Below are 17,830 nucleotides of genomic sequence, written 5' to 3'. Positions count from 1 at the left end.
TTACCTAATTTTGATATATTTTATATAGACTAAAAATGAACTAACAAAGATTTTATTTTTAAAGTCATTTCGAATATTAAACCCAAAAATTTCTCGTTCTAATTTATTGATGCGATAAATTAAGGTATTCTTGTGAATAAACATTGTTTTGGCAGTTCTAGAAAGATTGAAATCATTATCTAACAGGCTTTCAAGGATTGTTTGAACCTCAACAATATCTATTTTTTGTTGTTTAATCTTTTCAAGATACCCCTCAAAAGAAAAATAAGATGACTTATTATTTGCAATTAAATAAGTCAAATAATAATTTTTAAAGAACAAAATTTTCCCTTTAGATATTGAGAGATAATCTTTTAGCCAAAGAGCCTGATGATAACTTGGCTGATAATCTTTTACATGATTAACCAGTGTTCCAAGATAAAAAGTGGTATGATCAAGTCCCCAGTCTTCTAATTCTTTTAGAATCGAAATTAAATATGCCTCATAGCCATCAAGTTGATTACTGTTGACATGCATAAATAAGATGATAGTATTCTCGTTTATCTTGGAATAAAAAGTTTGATTATCATTGATTTTATACTTTAAATTTATCAAAACATCATTGGTAAAAGACAGTGAATTTAAACAGATAATCGGTATTCGAAAAACATCAGGCCGTAAAGATACCTGCTTCATCAAATTTAAACTAACGTTTACATTATCATCATATATAATAGACTCAGTTAATTTTTCATTAGTTGACAATATCCTTGCCCTTTGTTCTTTTTCGACCTCAAGTTCAATTCTGGTTTTAAAAGTTTCAAATAGAACGGCCCCGATTTCATTTAAATATTTATAAACTTCTTTGGTTTTAATTACTAGATAGCCATAAAAACTATCACGTATTTTAATTCGATATACAACTACATGTGTTTGATTATCTTGCAAATTTCTTAAATCCAGATCAGTATCCCCATACTGGCTGCTAGCTACTAACTGCCCATTAGGGTCGAACAAACTAATAGAAATATTCGAATTACTCTTAACCACTTTTTCAAAATCTTGAAAAATAGCTCTTAAATTCATGTTTTACTTCCAGTTTAGCTTCAAGACGAGACATTTACCTTTATTAGACAAATTAAATAGGTAAAATTACAAGGACAGTATAGCATAAAAACAGCCAAAAATTATTCCACTTATTTTTTTAATGACTATTTTCACCGGATTTTGTTTATATAATTCAGATTAAGATATCGCCCTTCATCTAGCTGATCACACCATAAAAGATGTGCTGAAATGTGCTATTTGGTTAATTGTTCGAAAAGCAAATTAGCTAGCAAGGTATAGCCAGCATTGCCAAAATGTAGGCCATCATCAAGTAAACCACGACAAAGTATTTTAATTTCTTTACTAGAAATCATTGCTTGGTACAAATTAATAAATTGCAGATGGTAATCTTTAGTAACTTCTTCAATCGCTGCAGTGTAAAGTGCCACTAAATAATTTGTGCGGTATTTCTGCTTTAGTTCATCAATGGCTGGCGGCGAAATAAAAATAATATCTTTTGGTGAGTAAACTTGAATAAGGCTAGAAGCGATTGATGCCATCTTTTGCTTAAATTGATCAATTGGTACCTGTTTATTGGCAGCTAAATCATTTGTACCCAATAAGATCGCTACTTTATCGCAATGTTCTCTTTTTAAAGCCAACTCGGAAATCAAGTCATAAAATTTTACTGAGTTAATTCCCGCAACAGCGGTATTAATAACCTGAAGATTTGAAAGCAGCTTTTTTAAATTATAGTTAATATGAGGTTCAGTTAAACCTTCTTTTCGCGCTATGATACTATCGCCTGATAAAAGTAATTTCACTGTTTTCTCCAAAATTAAACAAAAAACTGCAACTACATGATAGTAGTTGCAGTCACAATATTATTGACGAGGATTTACTTTGCTGTAAGTCATGTCCTTAAACTCATATGTCGCATACTTCTTAGCTAATTCTTCAGAAGTAAAGAATTGGTTAGTAACCTTTCCTTCTTGCGGATGTGATTGGAACAATACAGGTTCTTTTTTGCCATCAATTAACTCAGTTTTTACAGTAAATGCATAACCCTTTTTAGTAGACTTTTGATCGACTGGACTCAAAACAATCCACTTTTCGCCGTTCATTTTCTTAGTAGTTACCCGAGTATATTTTGCAAATACACCAGCATTCTTTAATTTCCAAGCTTTGGTCATTTGCCAAGGATATTTGTTAGTACCCTTAACTTTACCAACTTTGACAGCTTTCACATGTTCGTTTGTCCATGGTGTATCAAAAGAAGTCTTTTGAATGTTCATTGGACTTGGAGTCAAATTATTGGTGCTGTACCATTTGCCGCGCCAAGATGTGGGGAAAGTAAATGACTTTTTAAAGCCATATTTACTTTTCTTAACACTAGCTGCTTGGGTTTGCTCTGCTTGAGTTGCGGCTACACCAGTAGCAGCAGTCAGAGTAACAGTTGCGGCTGCAAGCAGTGTAATAATCTTTTTACTTTTCATATTGTCGGCCTCCTGAGAACCTAAGATAATTTATTATTATACCAGTTAATTTCTAAAAGTGTACCTTTAAGCAAATTAGTTTTATTTATCTATATGTTCATTAAAATGGTCAGTTTTGAACATGAGTCAAAGGATTTATTCCCAAATAGCAACCCAAAGCCAAATAAGACTACTATTATAAAATAAAAGGTTGCTAACTAATCGATGTTTAATACTCTGCGTATCACTTAAGTTCTTTTGGCTTATGCCCACCAAATCTTTTGGCTAAACGCTTAGATTTCCAGTAAACATTAGTTATTCTAGAAGAAGACGTTGTTCGCTCAATTAAAACTTTATGACCCTTATAATGGTACAAACCGAGATATGTTCCAGAAGATGCTGGGCTAACCCAAGGATACATGCCAACATACTTAATACCGTGATCTTTTTTATAAGTGACTGGGTAATATACTCTTGCCCAATTTTGCGCTTTTTTAGGAATCTTGGTCCCATTAAAATTAGCAGTTTGTTTATGTAAAACTGTTCCACCAATTTTATGAGCTGACACTTTCAATTTATTAAGCGTTTTTGACTTAATTCCACCAATATCAAAATATTTACCATACCAAGTTCCCCGCATTCTCTTGGGAACAGTAAATTTGCCTAAGTCTCCTTTAACATGTTGCGCTTGTACTATCTGTGTAGGAGGTAAAATTTCATTATTAAAAGCCTTGTAGGCAAAAAGACCGATAGTAAACACTCCCATTAGAGCATATAAATATTTTAATTTTTTCAATTTAACTATCCTTTATGTAAAACTAAATAATCCACTAATACTATGCTAACAAAAAAAGCAATTTTAAGTCTAAATTTGCTTTTTTAATCATAGTTCTACTTTGTTTATTCTAGTTTACACCATAAGAAAGATAGTTTAAGTCATTAAAACGATACCCACTATATTTTTGGGCTAATTCTGGAGACCTAAAGAATTGTTCATAAATTTGACCAGTTATTGGGTTTGCCTCAAACATAATTTCCTGGTTAGTTCCATCTAATTGCCTAGTTTCTAAGGCGAAAGCGTAGCCCATCTTTAAAGATTTTTCGTCAATTGGACTCATGATAATCCATTTTTGCTTATTAAGTGTTTTAGTAGAAACGCGCGAAACTTTTTTGATAACCGGATAATGTTTTTGGTTCCATTTATGACCCATTTGCCAGATATACTTATTAGTTCCTTTAACCTTTGTTGGTGTAACAAGTTTCACATATTCGCCAGTCCACGGCGTATTTAAGCCCTTGGAATGAATTTCCATACTTTTCAATTTCTGATTAGTATAGCTATACCACTTACCACGCCATGATTGAGGAAAATTAAAATTAGCTGTAAAGCCATTTTTTGTTTTCTTAATCTTAATTTTTGTTTGCTTGGCTTGCACCATTTCCGGTTGACTAGTTAGCAATCCGCTGACTGTAGTCAATGTAACTGTCGCTAGCAACACGGTAATTATTTTACGCAACTTCATTATTAAAAGCCTCCTTATTTTTTATTATGTTGATTATCATTATAATCCCATAAAGATAGTTAAGGCAATGAAACTCTAAACTATTTTAAAAACGATTGACCAAACGAATTACTCCATTCTTACATACAAAAAAAGCTTCTGCTCATGGCAGAAGCTTTTTCTTTAATATAGTTAAAATTAGTCTTGGTAGTTTACTAAAGCTAAGTATGAATCAGGCTTAAGTGATGCACCACCAACTAAACCACCATCGATGTTTGGTTTAGCCATTAATTCCTTAACGTTGCCTGGATTTACTGAACCACCGTATTGAATACGAACATTTTCAGCTGTTTCTTCATTGTACAAGTCTTTAACCGTATCACGGATAGTCTTGCACATTTCTTCAGCTTGGTCTGAACTAGCAGTTTTACCAGTACCGATAGCCCAAATTGGCTCATAAGCAATTACTAAGTTAGCGACTTGGTCAGCAGTAAGACCTTCTAAGTCTGCCTTAATTTGACCAACTACCCATTCTTCTTGCTTGTTAGCTTCACGAGTTTCGAGTGATTCACCACAGCAAACGATTGGGGTAACATTGTTAGCAAATAATGCCTTAGCTTTTTTATTAATGTCTTCATCAGTTTCATGGAAGTAACCACGACGCTCTGAGTGACCAATAATGCAGTAGTTAATTCCCATTTCATTAAGAACTTTAGGTGAAGTTTCACCAGTGAAGGCACCTTCATCTTCAAAGTAGGCATTTTCAGCACCAACACGTAATTCTGAACCAGCCGCAGCTTTTTTCAAAGCATCTAAGTCAACAGCTGGAGCACAAATTAATGATTCTACTTTGCTTGATTCTGGCAACTTATCCTTAATAGCAGCAACAAATTCTGCTGTTTGCTCTGGGTTCATGTTTAATTTCCAGTTACCAGCGATAATTGGTGTACGCATTTAATCGACGTCCTTTCCTATAGCTTATTTATCTGAGATGCAAGCAATACCTGGTAATTCCTTACCTTCAAGGTATTGAAGAGAAGCACCACCACCAGTTGAGATGTGGGTAATCTTAGGAGCAATACCTAATTGCTTAGCAGCAGCAGTTGAGTCACCACCACCAATGATAGTAGTAGCATCAGTAAGATCAGCCAAAGCCTTACCTACTTCTAGCGTACCTTCAGCAAAGTTGGACATTTCAAAAGCACCCATTGGGCCGTTCCATACAACAGTCTTAGCGTCTTTTAAGATATCCTTGAATTTTTCAACAGTCTTAGGACCAATATCAAGACCCATCATGTTTTCAGGAATATCATCACCAACAACCTTGCGTGCAGCATCATTTGAGAATTCGGTTGCAGCTAGGTTATCAACTGGTAAAACAATCTTGCCATCTGCTTCCTTAAGGAGCTTCTTAGCTAAGTCAACCTTGTCAGGTTCAAATAATGACTTACCAATTTCGTGACCTTGTGCAGCAAGAAAAGTATAAGCCATACCACCACCGATTAAGATGTGATCTGATTTAGGAATCAAGTTGGTAATAACGTCAATTTTGTCTGAAACTTTGGCACCACCCAAAATGGTAACAAATGGGTGAACTGGATTAGCAACGGCATCGCCTAAGAATTTGATTTCTTTTTCCATCAAGAAACCAGCTGCTGCAGGCTTACCATCCTTCTTCATTGCTTCAGCAATACCAACATTAGAAGCGTGACTTCTGTGAGCAGTACCAAAAGCATCATTGACATACATATCGCCAAGTGAAGCCCAGTATTCACCTAATTTAGGATCATTCTTACTTTCACGCTTACCAAAATCATTGTCAATATCTTGGAAACGAGTGTTTTCAAGGACAACAACATCGCCGTCTTGCATGTTGTTAATAGTGTCTTCAACTTCTTTGCCTTCATTTTCGGCAACAAAAGTTACAGGCTTGTTCAACAATTCGCTTAAGCGATCAGCAACAGGCTTTAAAGTCAATTCTTTTTTATCTGCGTCTGATTTTACCCGACCTAAGTGACTAAGCAAAATGGCTTTACCACCATTTTCAATAATGTACTTAATAGTAGGAAGTGCAGCAACGATCCGGTTGTCATCACCAATTACACCATCTTTAATTGGGACATTAAAGTCAACACGAACTAAAACCTTTTTATCTTTAACATCAAGGTCTGAAACGATTAATTTAGCCATCTTTATCCTCCGATAACTTAATTATTTTCTCTTGAAAAAAAGGCGGAAGGAAGAATTTCCCTCCGCCTTCTCTTTACTACTTAACAGTAATCAAATTTAGCGATTAAAGAGTAGCAAATTTCAACAAAGTACGAACCATTTGGCAAGTGAATGAGTATTCATTGTCGTACCAAGCAACAGTCTTAACTAATTGATTGTCACCAGCAGTGGTTACCATAGTTTGAGTTGGGTCAAAGATTGAACCAGCAGTCATACCAACAACATCGCTTGAAACGATTTCGTCATCGTTGTATGCAAATGATGGGCTTTCGTACTTCTTCAATGCTGAGTTAACTTCATCAGCAGTAACCTTCTTGTCAAGGATTGAAACTAATTCAGTCAATGAACCATCAGTAACTGGAACACGTTGTGCGTGACCGTTAACTTTACCGTTCAATTCTGGAACAACAAGACCAATAGCCTTAGCAGCACCAGTTGAGTGAGGAATAATGTTAACTGCAGCAGCACGAGCAGCACGCATGTTACCACCACGAACAGGTCCATCCAAAAGCATTTGAGTTGAAGTGTAAGCGTGGATAGTAGTCATAGTAGCTACCTTGATGCCAAATTCTTTTTGTAAAGCATCAACCATTGGTGCCAATGAGTTAGTAGTACATGAACCAGCAGAAACGATCTTGTCGCTTGCGTCCAAAGTGTCATCGTTTACTGAGTAAACAATAGTCTTCAAGTCATTACCAGCAGGTGCTGAAATTAAGACTCTCTTTGCACCAGCGTCAAGGTGAGCTTGTGACTTAGCCTTGCTAGTGTAGAAACCAGTACATTCAAGAACAAAGTCAACGCCATCGTTCTTAACCCAAGGAATGTTTTGAGCTTGTGGTTCTGCGTATACGCGGTATTTCTTACCATCAACAACAATTGAGTCGTCAGTAGCTGAAACTTCGTGGTCAAAAGTACCATGAGTTGAGTCATACTTCAACAAGTGTGCCAAAAGTGCTGGGGTAGTCAAGTCGTTAATAGCAACAACTTCGATATCCTTTGACTTTTCGCCCAAATCCATGATCCGACGGAATGCTAAACGACCGATACGGCCAAAGCCGTTAATACCAATTTTAACTGTCATATTCTAAAGTCCTCCTTAAGAACTATAAACATCTATTTATTTTAAATGAGAATTATTTCTCCTTTAAAATCTTATTTGAGGCTCCCTCATCAGTAATTAACCAGGTTTGATGAGGAGCATTAGGCATATAAGCTTCGATTGCTTTTGCCTTCCGGCTGCCACAAGCAAAGGCAAATATGTGAGGTATTTTATTTAGATTCTCAAACTGCAAGCCAACCTGGTGCACGCGGTCAACAATCTTTCCATCGCCATCGAAGAAACACCCAAAACATTCGGTGACGACCTTTTTTTCACGCAACTCGGATAAACGAATTGAATCATATCCTCGTCTACGTGCCATATCATGAGCTAGCCCTATTCCGTGAATTACGACATCAGTCTTAGAAATATCTTCAAGCACATCAGCAACAGTTGATTCACGAATCAGAGACTTATAAGCTTCTGTTGAAACCTGTTCAGGTAAATATAAAGTTTTATAGTTACCACCAGTCTCAGCGGCCATTTCCTGGACGATTGTATTACTTTGAATAGCAACATTTTCGCCTAAGGCTCCCCGACCTGGTACAAATTCCAATTGCCGATTTTTACCTAAACTTTTAGACAAATTTCTAGCTGACTTTGCAAGTGCAGCTCCACCTAGTACAGTGATAATTGAATGCCCGAGCGGCAATAAAAGATCCAGAGCAGAATTTAGTTCTTCTCCCATCTTTTCAAAGACTAGCTCTTGCAAATCACTATCACCAGGAACAATAATCGTTCGTTCAATCCCAAGTTTACGTGCTAAATCGACTTCAGTCTCACGAGCATTAAACAAGCGATCAATCAGTGGTGCTGCTTCTTGCAACATCTTTTTGCCCTTTTCTGTCATAAACATACCAAAACTCTTGATCTCAATTAAACCAAGCTCACGAAGATACTCTGTTTCGGTTCGCACATTTCTTTCAGAAAGTCCCAATGACCGAGCAACACTTCTGCGTCCAACAGGTGCATGAAGAGAAATTTGCTCAAGGACAAGATACCTTTGCCGAAAAACTTTTAAGATGTCAGGAACGAGAGCTTCTAGCACAGGAATTTCCGCGTACATCGACTTCTCTCCTTCTCCTGGGACAAGTATGACCCAATATTTGTCATTTTTCGTCCCAGATTGTCTAAAAATATAAGAGAAACGTAGACTTACGATATTAAGATCTCCCATTTCTCAATCGACATCTATAGTATAACAACCCTTTTTGAATAATTCAAGGAAAATAAAAGCAATTAATGCCCACAATTGTCGACATTAAATACTTAATTTTTGAGGTTACTGTCTCATTACTTTCGAGTCTGCCCGATTACTGCTGATAGCATACTAGTTTTTAACTAAAAAGCTTTATAAAAATTGTTTTAATACTTTGTTATTCACGTATCTCATCACCTTGAATCTTTTATATTTGTGACCGTAAATTGCGTCATCTTCCTTAAAATGCTTTTTTTTAGCAAAAAAGTTTTAACTTTGGCAATTTTTTTGGTATACTACTTGATGTATTTGTCCGGGCCCTTAGTGTAATGGATCGCACGTAAGATTCCGGTTCTTAAAATCTGAGTTCGACTCTCAGGGGGCCCATAAAAATAATCTCAATAAGAAACTGCTACTATTTCTGAGTAGCGGTTTTTATAGTGATAAAAATAAATGGTTAGCGTTGATTGCAATCTTAATAAATTCTGACGATAATTTAAGCAGAATATTTAAAACACAACTCTCAAAATTAAGTGATTATAGTTACTTCTTAATTACGCAATAGTAAATAATTTTTTAGAGTTCTATAAGGCTATTAATGTTACTATAAACAATTGATATAAAAGCTTACATTTTTAAATCAGCAAGATAGATAAAACAATAAAGTTTAGGGAGCTAAAAGTAAAAGGCTGGATATTAAAACTAATATCTAGCCTTTAAGACTATTTTTAAAATTCCACAATCTTTAAAAAATTCTTTTTAGAGTGACTTTAACTAAGTTTTTAATCTACAAGTTTTCCTTAATTATTATAAGCATTAAAACTTAAAAGAGGCTGTCACTTTACAGACCTTTCTTTATTTGTCTTCTATTCCAAATCATTAGTGTAATTACAATAAATCCTAGCAGAACCCCACCGATAATCGGTAGATTAACTGTACCCTCATAAACTATCCAAGCTAAAGGACTAGCAGCAAAATCAATACTTGCGACTGAAGAAGTTCCAGCAGGTATAAGACTTGCTTGCACTATTTTTACAGCCTTCGTAAAAATACCTGCTAATGTTGTTGCTGAAAGCACACCTAATACCAAACTCAAAATACCAACCAACAAAGTTTTTAATTCATTTCCGTGAGTATACGGCAGTACTAAAGGAAAAATGTAGATTAGACCAGATAAACTGGCAAGAGGCAGAAATTGATTGCCAGGAATTACAACGGATAAAAATAATATAATCGGAATCAATAATAGACTGGTTACTAAGGTTACCGGGTGACCGATAACCAAAGCTGGAGTCATCCCTATATTAAATTCTTTACCTTTAAAACGTTGTTTTACAATTTCCTGTGTACGATTAGCAATAGGCGATAGACCTTCAATAAACAAATTTGTTATTCTAGGAATCAAAACCATGACCGCTGCTAAAATAACGCCCAACTGCAAAATTTTCGCAAAGGGATATTTAGCCAAAATACCGATAACTATTCCAACAATGACTCCCAAAACTATTGGGTCACCAAGGACACCAAATTTTTCTTTCATTTTATCAGCATCGATGTCAACCTTGTTAAGCCCAGGTATGCGATCAACTATCCAGTTAACGACTATTGCATAAGGGATGAAACTAACACAAAAAGCCTGAGGAAGCGAAATACCATTTAAATCTTTGCCATAAAACTCTTGCACCTTCTTTTGTGATCTATCTGCTCCTATTAGGGTAACAATAATTGTCACACAGGTGGCAAACAAACCCCACCAAAAGCTATCAGTTGCAAAATATACTATTGAACCAATAAAAGCGAAATGCCAGTAATTCCAAAGATCAATATTCAGCGTTTTAGTAGTACCAATTATTAAGCAAATAATATTTACTAACAATCCTAACGGAATAATAATTGCACCAACTGATGTCGCAAAAGCGACTTGTGAAGCAGCTGGCCAACCTATATCCAAAGTATATAAATGTAAATGGTAAGTTTTTACCATCGCATTAACAGCTGGACCAATATTGTCAGAAAGAAGTTGCGTAATAACACTTAAGCCCACAAAACCGACTCCAACTTTCAAACCAGAAACAAGTGATTTACCAAATCCCATTCCGATACAAATACCTAGAATAAGAAAAATTATTGGCATCATTACACTTGCTCCCAAAGACATAATGTAATTGACAACAGCCAAAATAATCTCCTCCAAACCCTAACTATAGAAAACTTAACGCACTAAATAACCGCCATCTACTGGTAAAATGGCACCATTTACATAAGCTGCTGCATCACTCGCTAAAAATACAGCAGGACCCATTAATTCATATGGCTCTGCCCAATGGCCCATGGGAATCCTGCCCAAAATTTCATCATTACGATCTTTTTGAGCACGAATTGGAGCTGTATTTTCTGTTTTAATATAACCTGGAGCAATAGCATTAACTGTTACATTAAATGCGCCCATTTCTGAAGCAAACGCTTTTGTTAATCCGGCTACACCATGTTTTGAAGCAGTGTAGGAAGGAATAAACTTTCCACCTTGATAAGACAGCATCGATCCTATATTGATTATTCTTCCCGACTTTTGTTTTGCAAAAACTTTAGAAGCTTCAAGAGACATGTGGTAAACTGCACTTAAGTTGATTGCAATAACTTTGTCCCAATCTTCGTTTTTGGATTTAAGCAAAGGATTACGTTTGATCATTCCAGCATTGTTCACTAAAATATCTATATGACCCATTTTATTAATGGCCTCATCAATCACCTTGTGAGGAACTCCTTTAGCCGTGAGGTCACAATTCATAAATTCAACTTTTTGTCCAACACTTTCGATAATTTCTCGAGTGTTAGCCCACTCCTTTTCACCAAATGTTGGAATAAAAATATCAGCACCAGCCTTTGCCATAGCAATAGCATACCCTTGACCAAGACCAGTGTTACCTCCGGTGATAATTGCCACTTTTCCTGCAAGGCTAAATTTATTCATATCAAAATTGTTTTTCAATTCATCCTCATGTTGACGAATTTCTTTTTCAGATTCATGAATTTCTATCATAATAGTTGTCCTCCAATAATTCTACTTGTTTAATTTCTAAATAAGAAATATTGTTTCTTATTTATAATAATATTGTATTATTTCTTAGATTTAATGCAAGGGCTTTCACATATTATTTATTGGATTATGATTTTAGAAGGAACAAAAAATGCAACAAAAAAGTTTATATGGTGGAGTTTTATTGAAAGCCAAGGAAATTTTAGATTTTATTTCCAAATGCGAAACTTCTCCCACCTTAAAAGAAATAAGTAATCATGTTTCGATTACTAAACCAACTGTTTTAAAAATATTAACCACTCTGGAATATTGTGACTTTATTAGATGTGTCGGAAATCCCAAGCAGTATTACTTAGGTCTGACTTTTCTTACGTATGCTCAAAAAGCAAAAACTAGTTTTAACTTAGACAGGATAGCCATGCCTTTTATTAATAACTTGCGAGATAAAACAACTGAAGCAGTGAATCTTGGCATTTTGGAAAATAATAGTATCGCCTTGCTTGATCGTGCTCAAAGTACAAATACAATCCGCTTAGACCTGCAGTTAGGTGGTCATATGAGCATGTACTCTTCAGCTATGGGTAAAGCGATTTTAGCTTGTTTCCCGAGGGAAAAAATTGAAGATTATTTAGATAGAACGGCTCTTATAAAGCTGACAGAAAAAACTATTACTAATCGGGATGACATTTTAAATGAACTTGTAAAAACTAAAAAAAGAGGATATAGCCTTGATATTGGCGAAAATCAGGATGGGATTTGCTGTATTGGATTTACAATCAAGAAAAATAGTGATGTTCTTGGAGCATATAGTATTAGTGCTCCAATATATAGAGTCAATGATTCAAAGCTAAATTTGTGGATAAAAGAAGGTTTAGATACCCAACGTAAAATCGAAGCAGCTGTATAAAACTTCAAAAAAAGGATTACTTTCATTCATATGTGACTCTTTGAGCCACATACTCCCAGAGTTCACTAACTTATGAAAGAAATCCTTTTTAATTTTATCTAATGAAAAGTGATAAAAACGGCAATAAATATGAGAAACTATTCCATATTCTTCTTTAATTTTTATTTTAAATTTATCTATTTTTTGATTTATCTTGAATCAATTATTCTTCTTATGAGGATCTTTTTTCAAATAAACAGTTTAATTCATCATCATAGTGTTTAATTAATGAAATTGATGTTTGTTTCATGTTCGGTTTTAATAAATAAGCAAAGATTGCTCGCATTATCGCTTTTTTATTTGCAGATTGTTCCCAAGCAATCGAATGCTTACCTTCAAGCACAGCAGTTGAGACTTCCTCTTCACGGTTAGCTGGCAAGCAATGCATAAATTTAACATTAGTATTATGAGTTTTTGCCAACAGTTTTTCGTTAACTTGATATTTAGGATAGAATTTAGGATAGAAGATTTTCAGATATTCTTCCTTGGTCAATTCGTCTTCATACGAGCCATACCAGACATCAGTATAAACAAAGTCTGCACCTTGCAGTATGTCATCTTGATCTGATAATTCGATTGTAGCTCCACTTTTGACAGCAATTTTTTTCGCCTGGTTTAAAATAGCAGTCGAAATCTGCTTTTCTTTTGGTGCATACTGAGCAAAGTTCATTCCCATTTGAGCACACAATGACAAAGCAGATAGAGTAATTTGTGTTGTATCACCAACAAACACCAGCTTAACATCTTCAATGTTCTTGCCAGCCGGCATATTCTCTTCAATAGTCATGAGATCACCAAGAGCTTGAGTTGGATGATCATCGTCACTCATAAAGCTAACTACGGGTGCTCTTGAACTCAAAGCAATGCTTTTTATTGCCTCCTGACTACTGATGCGCACACCAATAATATCAAGCAAGTCTGCTAAAACACGACTCGTGTCTTCTAAGTTTTCGTGTCCATTCTCACCAAGCTGTATTTGACCTGGTGCTAAATATAGCGCATGTCCGCCTAATTCAGTCATTGCCGCTTCAGCCGAACAACGAGTTCTGGTAGATGACTGGTCAAAAATCATCCCCAAACTTTTTCCTTTAAGTAAAGGCGGATAATAACCATTAGCAATTGCCGCCTTAATCTTTAAACCTAAATCAGTTATGTATTGCATTTCTTCTTTTGAAAATGCCAAAGTTTCGATGCAATCTCTTTTAGTCATAAATATCTCCTTTTTGAATTTTTTGTGACTAAATCTAATAATAACGGAAATATACTGAAAATAGGTTAACAAATTGAAAATTTACCCAAAAATTTAACTACTATAAGCTTTTTTAATGTTTCTTATCATCTACAAATTAACAAAGATTTACTTTGGCTCAGAAATCTGATAAATTAGTGTTTTTTCCTGTTTATATACCATTATTTTTTGGTGCCCTGCCAATGATTAAAATAGCGGAAAATCAGCCAGCTTAAGATAGCGGTTAAGATCACCGGTACCAGATAAGATAATGTCGCCATTTTGACGTAATCAGCCGGGATATTAAGCCGCCAAAAAACGGTTAAGCGACTTTGCCAAGCCCAGGGAATAAATGGCCAAACTAAATCAAATAAAGAAGTAACGCCTAGCATTGAAATCACTGAACCAAAAAAGCCCAAGATCAAGCTGCCACCGATGTTCCACTTCAAAGAAACTAGTTCTGCAAATTCATACTGCAAAAATCCTAATACTGCAAAGACAATGCTGAGCGAAAACAGCTTAAGAAAAGAAATTCCGGTCACGTGATAGACAGCAGTTAAAACCAAGTAATAAATTAAGTTTGTGCCGATCACTTCAATTACATACAGCAACCAATAGTAAATTAGCTGTCCCATAATTGTTTTGCCCTTGCTCATGGGCTGAGTTAACCAATTTTGAAAATTCCCGGCTTTTTCTTCACGATCAAAAACTACAGAAACTACAATACTAATCGCCAACGGCGAAATAAGGGCCAAAATTGTATTAAACATATCAACCATGTTAGCGGAAGTAGTTAAATTTTTCCGGCTGCCATAATAAACACCTATTAGAAGTGGAAAAATAATTAAGGCGGCTAAATGTAAATAGAGCAGCATACTGCGATGCAATTTAATATTTTCAGCTTTAAAAATTGATTTAGGCATTCTTAGTCACCTGCTTTCTAAAGGAGTAAGCTGCCAAAAAGCTAAGCAGAACAAATAAAACAATTGAAGCAAGAATAGTCCAAGTAGCATCAGGGGCAACTTCGCTTGCCTTTAGTGCTATTCCATTGACTTGCAATCTTATCAAAGCAACTGGAAACAAGTCCGACCAGCTATAAGGCAAGATTTTTCCCCAAGTAAATGTTCCTAAACAAGAAATACTAATTATTGACCCAAGAAAAGCTAGTCCAATTGTCACATAGAGATTTGATATTCTACTTAACCACGTATATAGAGGAATTTGCCAGATTGTGGTCAAGAAAAGTCCGCCAACTGCAATTAAGCAAGACACAATACCAACTCTAGTTGAAAATATGAAACTAGCTAAAAAAAGAACTAGTGCTAAAACCAGGCTGACCATCAATGAGAGCAGTACCCCGTGCAATATCCTACCTAATTCAAACGTAAACAAATTATTTGGGGAACTTAAAATCGTTTTATATTCAGTACTAGCTTTTTCATGACGATCAACCAGACCGATGATCAAGGCTAAATATAAGTTAAAATATAAAAAACTCCACTGGTTAGTCGTACTTTCAATCACATAACCCGTTGAATTGAAAAATAGCATAGTGAAAATAATAATCAAAAGTGGAAAGACAAGTGTGATTGATCTAATTAGTGTTCGCTTGTCTTTAAGAATTTCATTTACTAGAACATCAAACATTCAAAGCACCAGCCTTTGCCAAAGTTGAGTTAAAAAGCTTCTCCAAATCAGTTTCATGATCATATTCTTGCTCCAGGAGAAGCTTGCCACCACCAATAATGCCAATATTATCAGCTAAATGTTCTACTTCAGATAACATGTGACTAGAGATAATAATTGTCATTTTCCTATGTTTGAATTCAGCAATCAGTTCGCGCAATTGTTGAATTCCAAGTGGATCAAGACCATTAGTTGGCTCGTCTAAAATTAAAAGCTTAGGGTTACCAACTAGAGCCAGACCAATTCCTAGACGCTCTTTCATTCCTAAAGAAAAATTCTTAGCTAACTTTTTCCCGGTGTTAGCGAGCCCAATGGTTTGCAGGATATTGGGAATTTCACTTTCTGCAGATCCTCGTAAACGACAAATTACTTGTAAGTTTTCTTGGGCGGTCAAATTACCATATAAAGGAGCATTTTCAATTAAACAGCCAATGTTTGCCAAGTCAGCCCTTGTCCATTCGTGCCCCGCAAATTCGACACGACCACTTGTAGCGGGAATCATTCCAGTTAAAATTTTCATTAAGGTAGTTTTTCCAGCTCCATTAGGACCAAGAAGGCAATAAACTTTGCTTTCCGGAACATGCAAATTAATATCATTAAGCACTTGCTGATCTTTAAACTTCTTCACCAGTTGATGTGTTTCAATTAAATTAGTCATTATTTGCTCTCTCTTCGCACTAAATTTAGTTTTATACTTTTCTATATTTATTAATAATAATTTAGTACAATAATATCATTTTATTTTAATTATGAGAATGACTTTAAAATAAAAAAGCCGCTTTTTTACAAGCTGCTTTTAATCTAATTATTTAGTTTTTCCGGCCGTTAATTCTCCTCGCTGAGCAAATTCAACGTAAAGTTTATTATCAGAAACTGATAACCCTTCAATTTCTCTTTTAACATGCAATCGGTGAGTTTTTAAATACGTTCCATCTCTAGCAAGTTTAAAAATCAAGTCATTAAAACCAAGATAAAATTGATCGTGTCGTTTATCATAGGTAAAACCTTGAACAGGCGAATGATTGCTTACAAAATTACCCTTGGTGGCTCCTACTTCTTCTGGAGTCCATGTATCACCATTGCGGGTCATTTTCCAGTATTCATAGCAATTGTTGCGACCATTATGAAATGAACAGTACATGATATGATCGTTAGGAAAAGTAGCATTATGAATATAGCGTGGTGCTTTACCATTCCAAATTCGGAAACTCCAAATTTGCCTAACTTTCATATCTGATTTACGAATCTGAAAAATCTCTTCTGATTCGTTAGAATTTTTTGATTTATTATTATTAGCTATCACATAGATATATTTAGATGATGAACCAATTGCTTGTCCATGACCTAATTTTATGTAAGGACTCACTTTGATATGCGCAGCATATTTTTTAAAAATAGACCATTTGAGGCCAGGCAAATTCTGGGCTGCATATTTGCCAATATGCTTCAAATTATACGAAACTAAGTGGCCATATTGGTCATTACTGGAATTAAAAACGGCAACAGTGAAGTTGGAACCTCGGACAGTTATTCCTTCCGGAATAATACCAACTTGTCCCATCCGATCAGCCGCTTTATTGTAATCTAGACTAACAAAGCGAGGTTGAAACATCTTAGTCTTAAGGGTCAGACCCTTAGATTTGAAGGTATTAGGTCGAGTCTCAAAGGTGAAATTATGAGCGGCGTTCCAATTTCTCGACGTGGAAATCGAACTACCCTTCCAGGTCCTAACTTCTTTTGGACCAGGCATTAACGGTTTATTTGCCTTAGCAATTCCTTCATTTTTATCAGAGCGGACCGTTACGTCCGCTTGCGCTTTAGCCTTGCCATAGCGATAAGTCACTGTGGTAGTTCCGGGTTTATCAGAATAAATGATCGGAGTTGAAAGATAAACTTTCCTAGTATCAATTGCTGTTCCAGCACTATTAGTCACATAATTAATCGCATCTTCAGGATTAAAAGAAAAATAGGGATTCTGCACTAGACTTACCTTTTTGGCAACAGAAATTTTATTTCTGGCAAAATATTTCTGATTAACCCAGCCGACTGGACGTCCATCAACAATAATGTTCCAGTACTTTCCCTTTTTGGTAGTAACTGATTTTTTTGATTGAATTTGGGCATGCTTAAAATACTTAGTGGTGGTGAATTTAGCCGACGGACCTTTTTTAGATATGTGATGATAAACTGGGTACTTGCCTTTTCCTGCAATTTTAGTAACAGCTTTATGATAACTTTTGGCACTTACCTTTGATAAATTACACCCACAAAATAAGCTAATCATGACAGTTAAGGTCATAATTAGCAGCCTACTTTTCAACTTTTGGTTCATCAATTACTCTACCTTTCCGAAAAAAATATATTAATACTAGTCTCACACTTTTAACGAGCTAAAGCAAATTAC

At 35.3% G+C, this 17,830-nt stretch carries 17 protein-coding genes; 1 reads left to right on the top strand and 16 read right to left on the bottom strand.

Going from position 1 to position 17,830, the window contains the following annotated elements:
• The 11 genes from J3U73_RS01245 to kduD form a co-directional block, all read right to left on the bottom strand.
• The gene (locus J3U73_RS01245; protein WP_267409360.1) at nt 1-1,065 is read right to left on the bottom strand and encodes a PucR family transcriptional regulator; all 1,065 of its coding nucleotides are present in this window, start codon (nt 1,063-1,065) and stop codon (nt 1-3) included.
• Between the two features lie 215 nt (nt 1,066-1,280).
• Complete coding sequence (locus J3U73_RS01240) at nt 1,281-1,850, bottom strand: GDSL-type esterase/lipase family protein (protein ID WP_220269411.1); 570 nt, start codon at nt 1,848-1,850, stop codon at nt 1,281-1,283.
• Nucleotides 1,851-1,910: 60 nt separating this feature from the next.
• Nucleotides 1,911-2,522 (bottom strand): hypothetical protein, encoded by a 612-nt coding sequence (locus J3U73_RS01235; protein WP_220235294.1) that lies wholly within the window; start codon nt 2,520-2,522, stop codon nt 1,911-1,913.
• Nucleotides 2,523-2,745: 223 nt separating this feature from the next.
• On the bottom strand, nt 2,746-3,297 hold the full coding sequence (locus J3U73_RS01230) for a hypothetical protein (RefSeq protein WP_220269410.1): 552 nt from the start codon (nt 3,295-3,297) through the stop codon (nt 2,746-2,748).
• Between the two features lie 109 nt (nt 3,298-3,406).
• Nucleotides 3,407-4,024, bottom strand: a complete 618-nt coding sequence (locus J3U73_RS01225; RefSeq protein WP_267409359.1) for a hypothetical protein — start codon at nt 4,022-4,024, stop codon at nt 3,407-3,409.
• Nucleotides 4,025-4,201: 177 nt separating this feature from the next.
• Nucleotides 4,202-4,957 carry a triose-phosphate isomerase gene (gene tpiA / locus J3U73_RS01220; RefSeq protein ID WP_220269408.1) on the bottom strand — a complete coding sequence of 252 codons (756 nt, stop codon included), beginning with the start codon at nt 4,955-4,957 and terminating at the stop codon, nt 4,202-4,204.
• Nucleotides 4,958-4,981: 24 nt separating this feature from the next.
• Complete coding sequence (locus tag J3U73_RS01215) at nt 4,982-6,193, bottom strand: phosphoglycerate kinase (RefSeq protein WP_103752135.1); 1,212 nt, start codon at nt 6,191-6,193, stop codon at nt 4,982-4,984.
• 103 nt (nt 6,194-6,296) lie between these two features.
• Complete coding sequence (gene gap, locus J3U73_RS01210) at nt 6,297-7,313, bottom strand: type I glyceraldehyde-3-phosphate dehydrogenase (RefSeq protein ID WP_103752134.1); 1,017 nt, start codon at nt 7,311-7,313, stop codon at nt 6,297-6,299.
• A gap of 52 nt (nt 7,314-7,365) precedes the next feature.
• Complete coding sequence (locus J3U73_RS01205) at nt 7,366-8,397, bottom strand: sugar-binding transcriptional regulator (RefSeq protein WP_220221174.1); 1,032 nt, start codon at nt 8,395-8,397, stop codon at nt 7,366-7,368.
• Between the two features lie 973 nt (nt 8,398-9,370).
• The gene (locus J3U73_RS01200) at nt 9,371-10,708 is read right to left on the bottom strand and encodes a PTS galactitol transporter subunit IIC (protein WP_267409358.1); all 1,338 of its coding nucleotides are present in this window, start codon (nt 10,706-10,708) and stop codon (nt 9,371-9,373) included.
• A 33-nt stretch (nt 10,709-10,741) separates the two neighbouring features.
• Complete coding sequence (gene kduD / locus J3U73_RS01195) at nt 10,742-11,569, bottom strand: 2-dehydro-3-deoxy-D-gluconate 5-dehydrogenase KduD (RefSeq protein WP_267409357.1); 828 nt, start codon at nt 11,567-11,569, stop codon at nt 10,742-10,744.
• A 148-nt stretch (nt 11,570-11,717) separates the two neighbouring features.
• Between kduD and J3U73_RS01190 the strand changes: the two genes are divergently transcribed.
• A complete protein-coding gene (locus J3U73_RS01190) occupies nt 11,718-12,473 on the top strand; it encodes an IclR family transcriptional regulator (protein WP_267409356.1) in 756 nt (251 codons plus the stop codon).
• A 211-nt stretch (nt 12,474-12,684) separates the two neighbouring features.
• Here the strand turns inward: J3U73_RS01190 and J3U73_RS01185 are convergent, their stop codons facing one another.
• The 5 genes from J3U73_RS01185 to J3U73_RS01165 all read right to left on the bottom strand — a co-directional run bounded on the left by J3U73_RS01185 (nt 12,685) and on the right by J3U73_RS01165 (nt 17,725).
• Nucleotides 12,685-13,722 (bottom strand): putrescine carbamoyltransferase, encoded by a 1,038-nt coding sequence (locus J3U73_RS01185; RefSeq protein ID WP_220269404.1) that lies wholly within the window; start codon nt 13,720-13,722, stop codon nt 12,685-12,687.
• A 200-nt stretch (nt 13,723-13,922) separates the two neighbouring features.
• Nucleotides 13,923-14,663 carry a lantibiotic immunity ABC transporter MutG family permease subunit gene (locus J3U73_RS01180; RefSeq protein ID WP_220232935.1) on the bottom strand — a complete coding sequence of 247 codons (741 nt, stop codon included), beginning with the start codon at nt 14,661-14,663 and terminating at the stop codon, nt 13,923-13,925.
• A complete protein-coding gene (locus J3U73_RS01175) occupies nt 14,656-15,387 on the bottom strand; it encodes a hypothetical protein (protein ID WP_267409355.1) in 732 nt (243 codons plus the stop codon). The genes J3U73_RS01180 and J3U73_RS01175 overlap by 8 nt, the downstream gene beginning before the upstream one ends.
• Nucleotides 15,380-16,084, bottom strand: coding sequence for a lantibiotic protection ABC transporter ATP-binding subunit (locus J3U73_RS01170; RefSeq protein ID WP_323848360.1), 705 nt, complete (start codon nt 16,082-16,084; stop codon nt 15,380-15,382). Before J3U73_RS01170 ends, J3U73_RS01175 begins: the two co-directional genes overlap by 8 nt.
• A gap of 147 nt (nt 16,085-16,231) precedes the next feature.
• On the bottom strand, nt 16,232-17,725 hold the full coding sequence (locus J3U73_RS01165; RefSeq protein WP_267409354.1) for an SH3-like domain-containing protein: 1,494 nt from the start codon (nt 17,723-17,725) through the stop codon (nt 16,232-16,234).
• Nucleotides 17,726-17,830 lie beyond the last annotated feature (105 nt).

The sequence above is a fragment of the Lactobacillus sp. B4005 genome, from assembly GCF_026536045.1.
In the GTDB taxonomy this organism is placed as follows: Bacteria; Bacillota; Bacilli; order Lactobacillales; family Lactobacillaceae; genus Lactobacillus; species Lactobacillus panisapium.
This window is presented reverse-complemented; position numbering and strand designations above follow the sequence as displayed.

Coding starts and splice junctions, on each gene's coding strand:
- J3U73_RS01245 (WP_267409360.1), bottom strand. CDS start 1,065: ATGAATTTAAGAGCTATTTTTCAAGATTTTGAAAAAGTGGTTAAGAGT.
- J3U73_RS01235 (WP_220235294.1), bottom strand. CDS start 2,522: ATGAAAAGTAAAAAGATTATTACACTGCTTGCAGCCGCAACTGTTACT.
- J3U73_RS01225 (WP_267409359.1), bottom strand. CDS start 4,024: ATGAAGTTGCGTAAAATAATTACCGTGTTGCTAGCGACAGTTACATTG.
- tpiA (WP_220269408.1), bottom strand. CDS start 4,957: ATGCGTACACCAATTATCGCTGGTAACTGGAAATTAAACATGAACCCA.
- J3U73_RS01215 (WP_103752135.1), bottom strand. CDS start 6,193: ATGGCTAAATTAATCGTTTCAGACCTTGATGTTAAAGATAAAAAGGTT.
- gap (WP_103752134.1), bottom strand. CDS start 7,313: ATGACAGTTAAAATTGGTATTAACGGCTTTGGCCGTATCGGTCGTTTA.
- J3U73_RS01205 (WP_220221174.1), bottom strand. CDS start 8,397: ATGTACGCGGAAATTCCTGTGCTAGAAGCTCTCGTTCCTGACATCTTA.
- kduD (WP_267409357.1), bottom strand. CDS start 11,569: ATGATAGAAATTCATGAATCTGAAAAAGAAATTCGTCAACATGAGGAT.
- J3U73_RS01190 (WP_267409356.1), top strand. CDS start 11,718: ATGCAACAAAAAAGTTTATATGGTGGAGTTTTATTGAAAGCCAAGGAA.
- J3U73_RS01185 (WP_220269404.1), bottom strand. CDS start 13,722: ATGACTAAAAGAGATTGCATCGAAACTTTGGCATTTTCAAAAGAAGAA.
- J3U73_RS01180 (WP_220232935.1), bottom strand. CDS start 14,663: ATGCCTAAATCAATTTTTAAAGCTGAAAATATTAAATTGCATCGCAGT.
- J3U73_RS01175 (WP_267409355.1), bottom strand. CDS start 15,387: ATGTTTGATGTTCTAGTAAATGAAATTCTTAAAGACAAGCGAACACTA.
- J3U73_RS01170 (WP_323848360.1), bottom strand. CDS start 16,084: ATGACTAATTTAATTGAAACACATCAACTGGTGAAGAAGTTTAAAGAT.
- J3U73_RS01165 (WP_267409354.1), bottom strand. CDS start 17,725: ATGACCTTAACTGTCATGATTAGCTTATTTTGTGGGTGTAATTTATCA.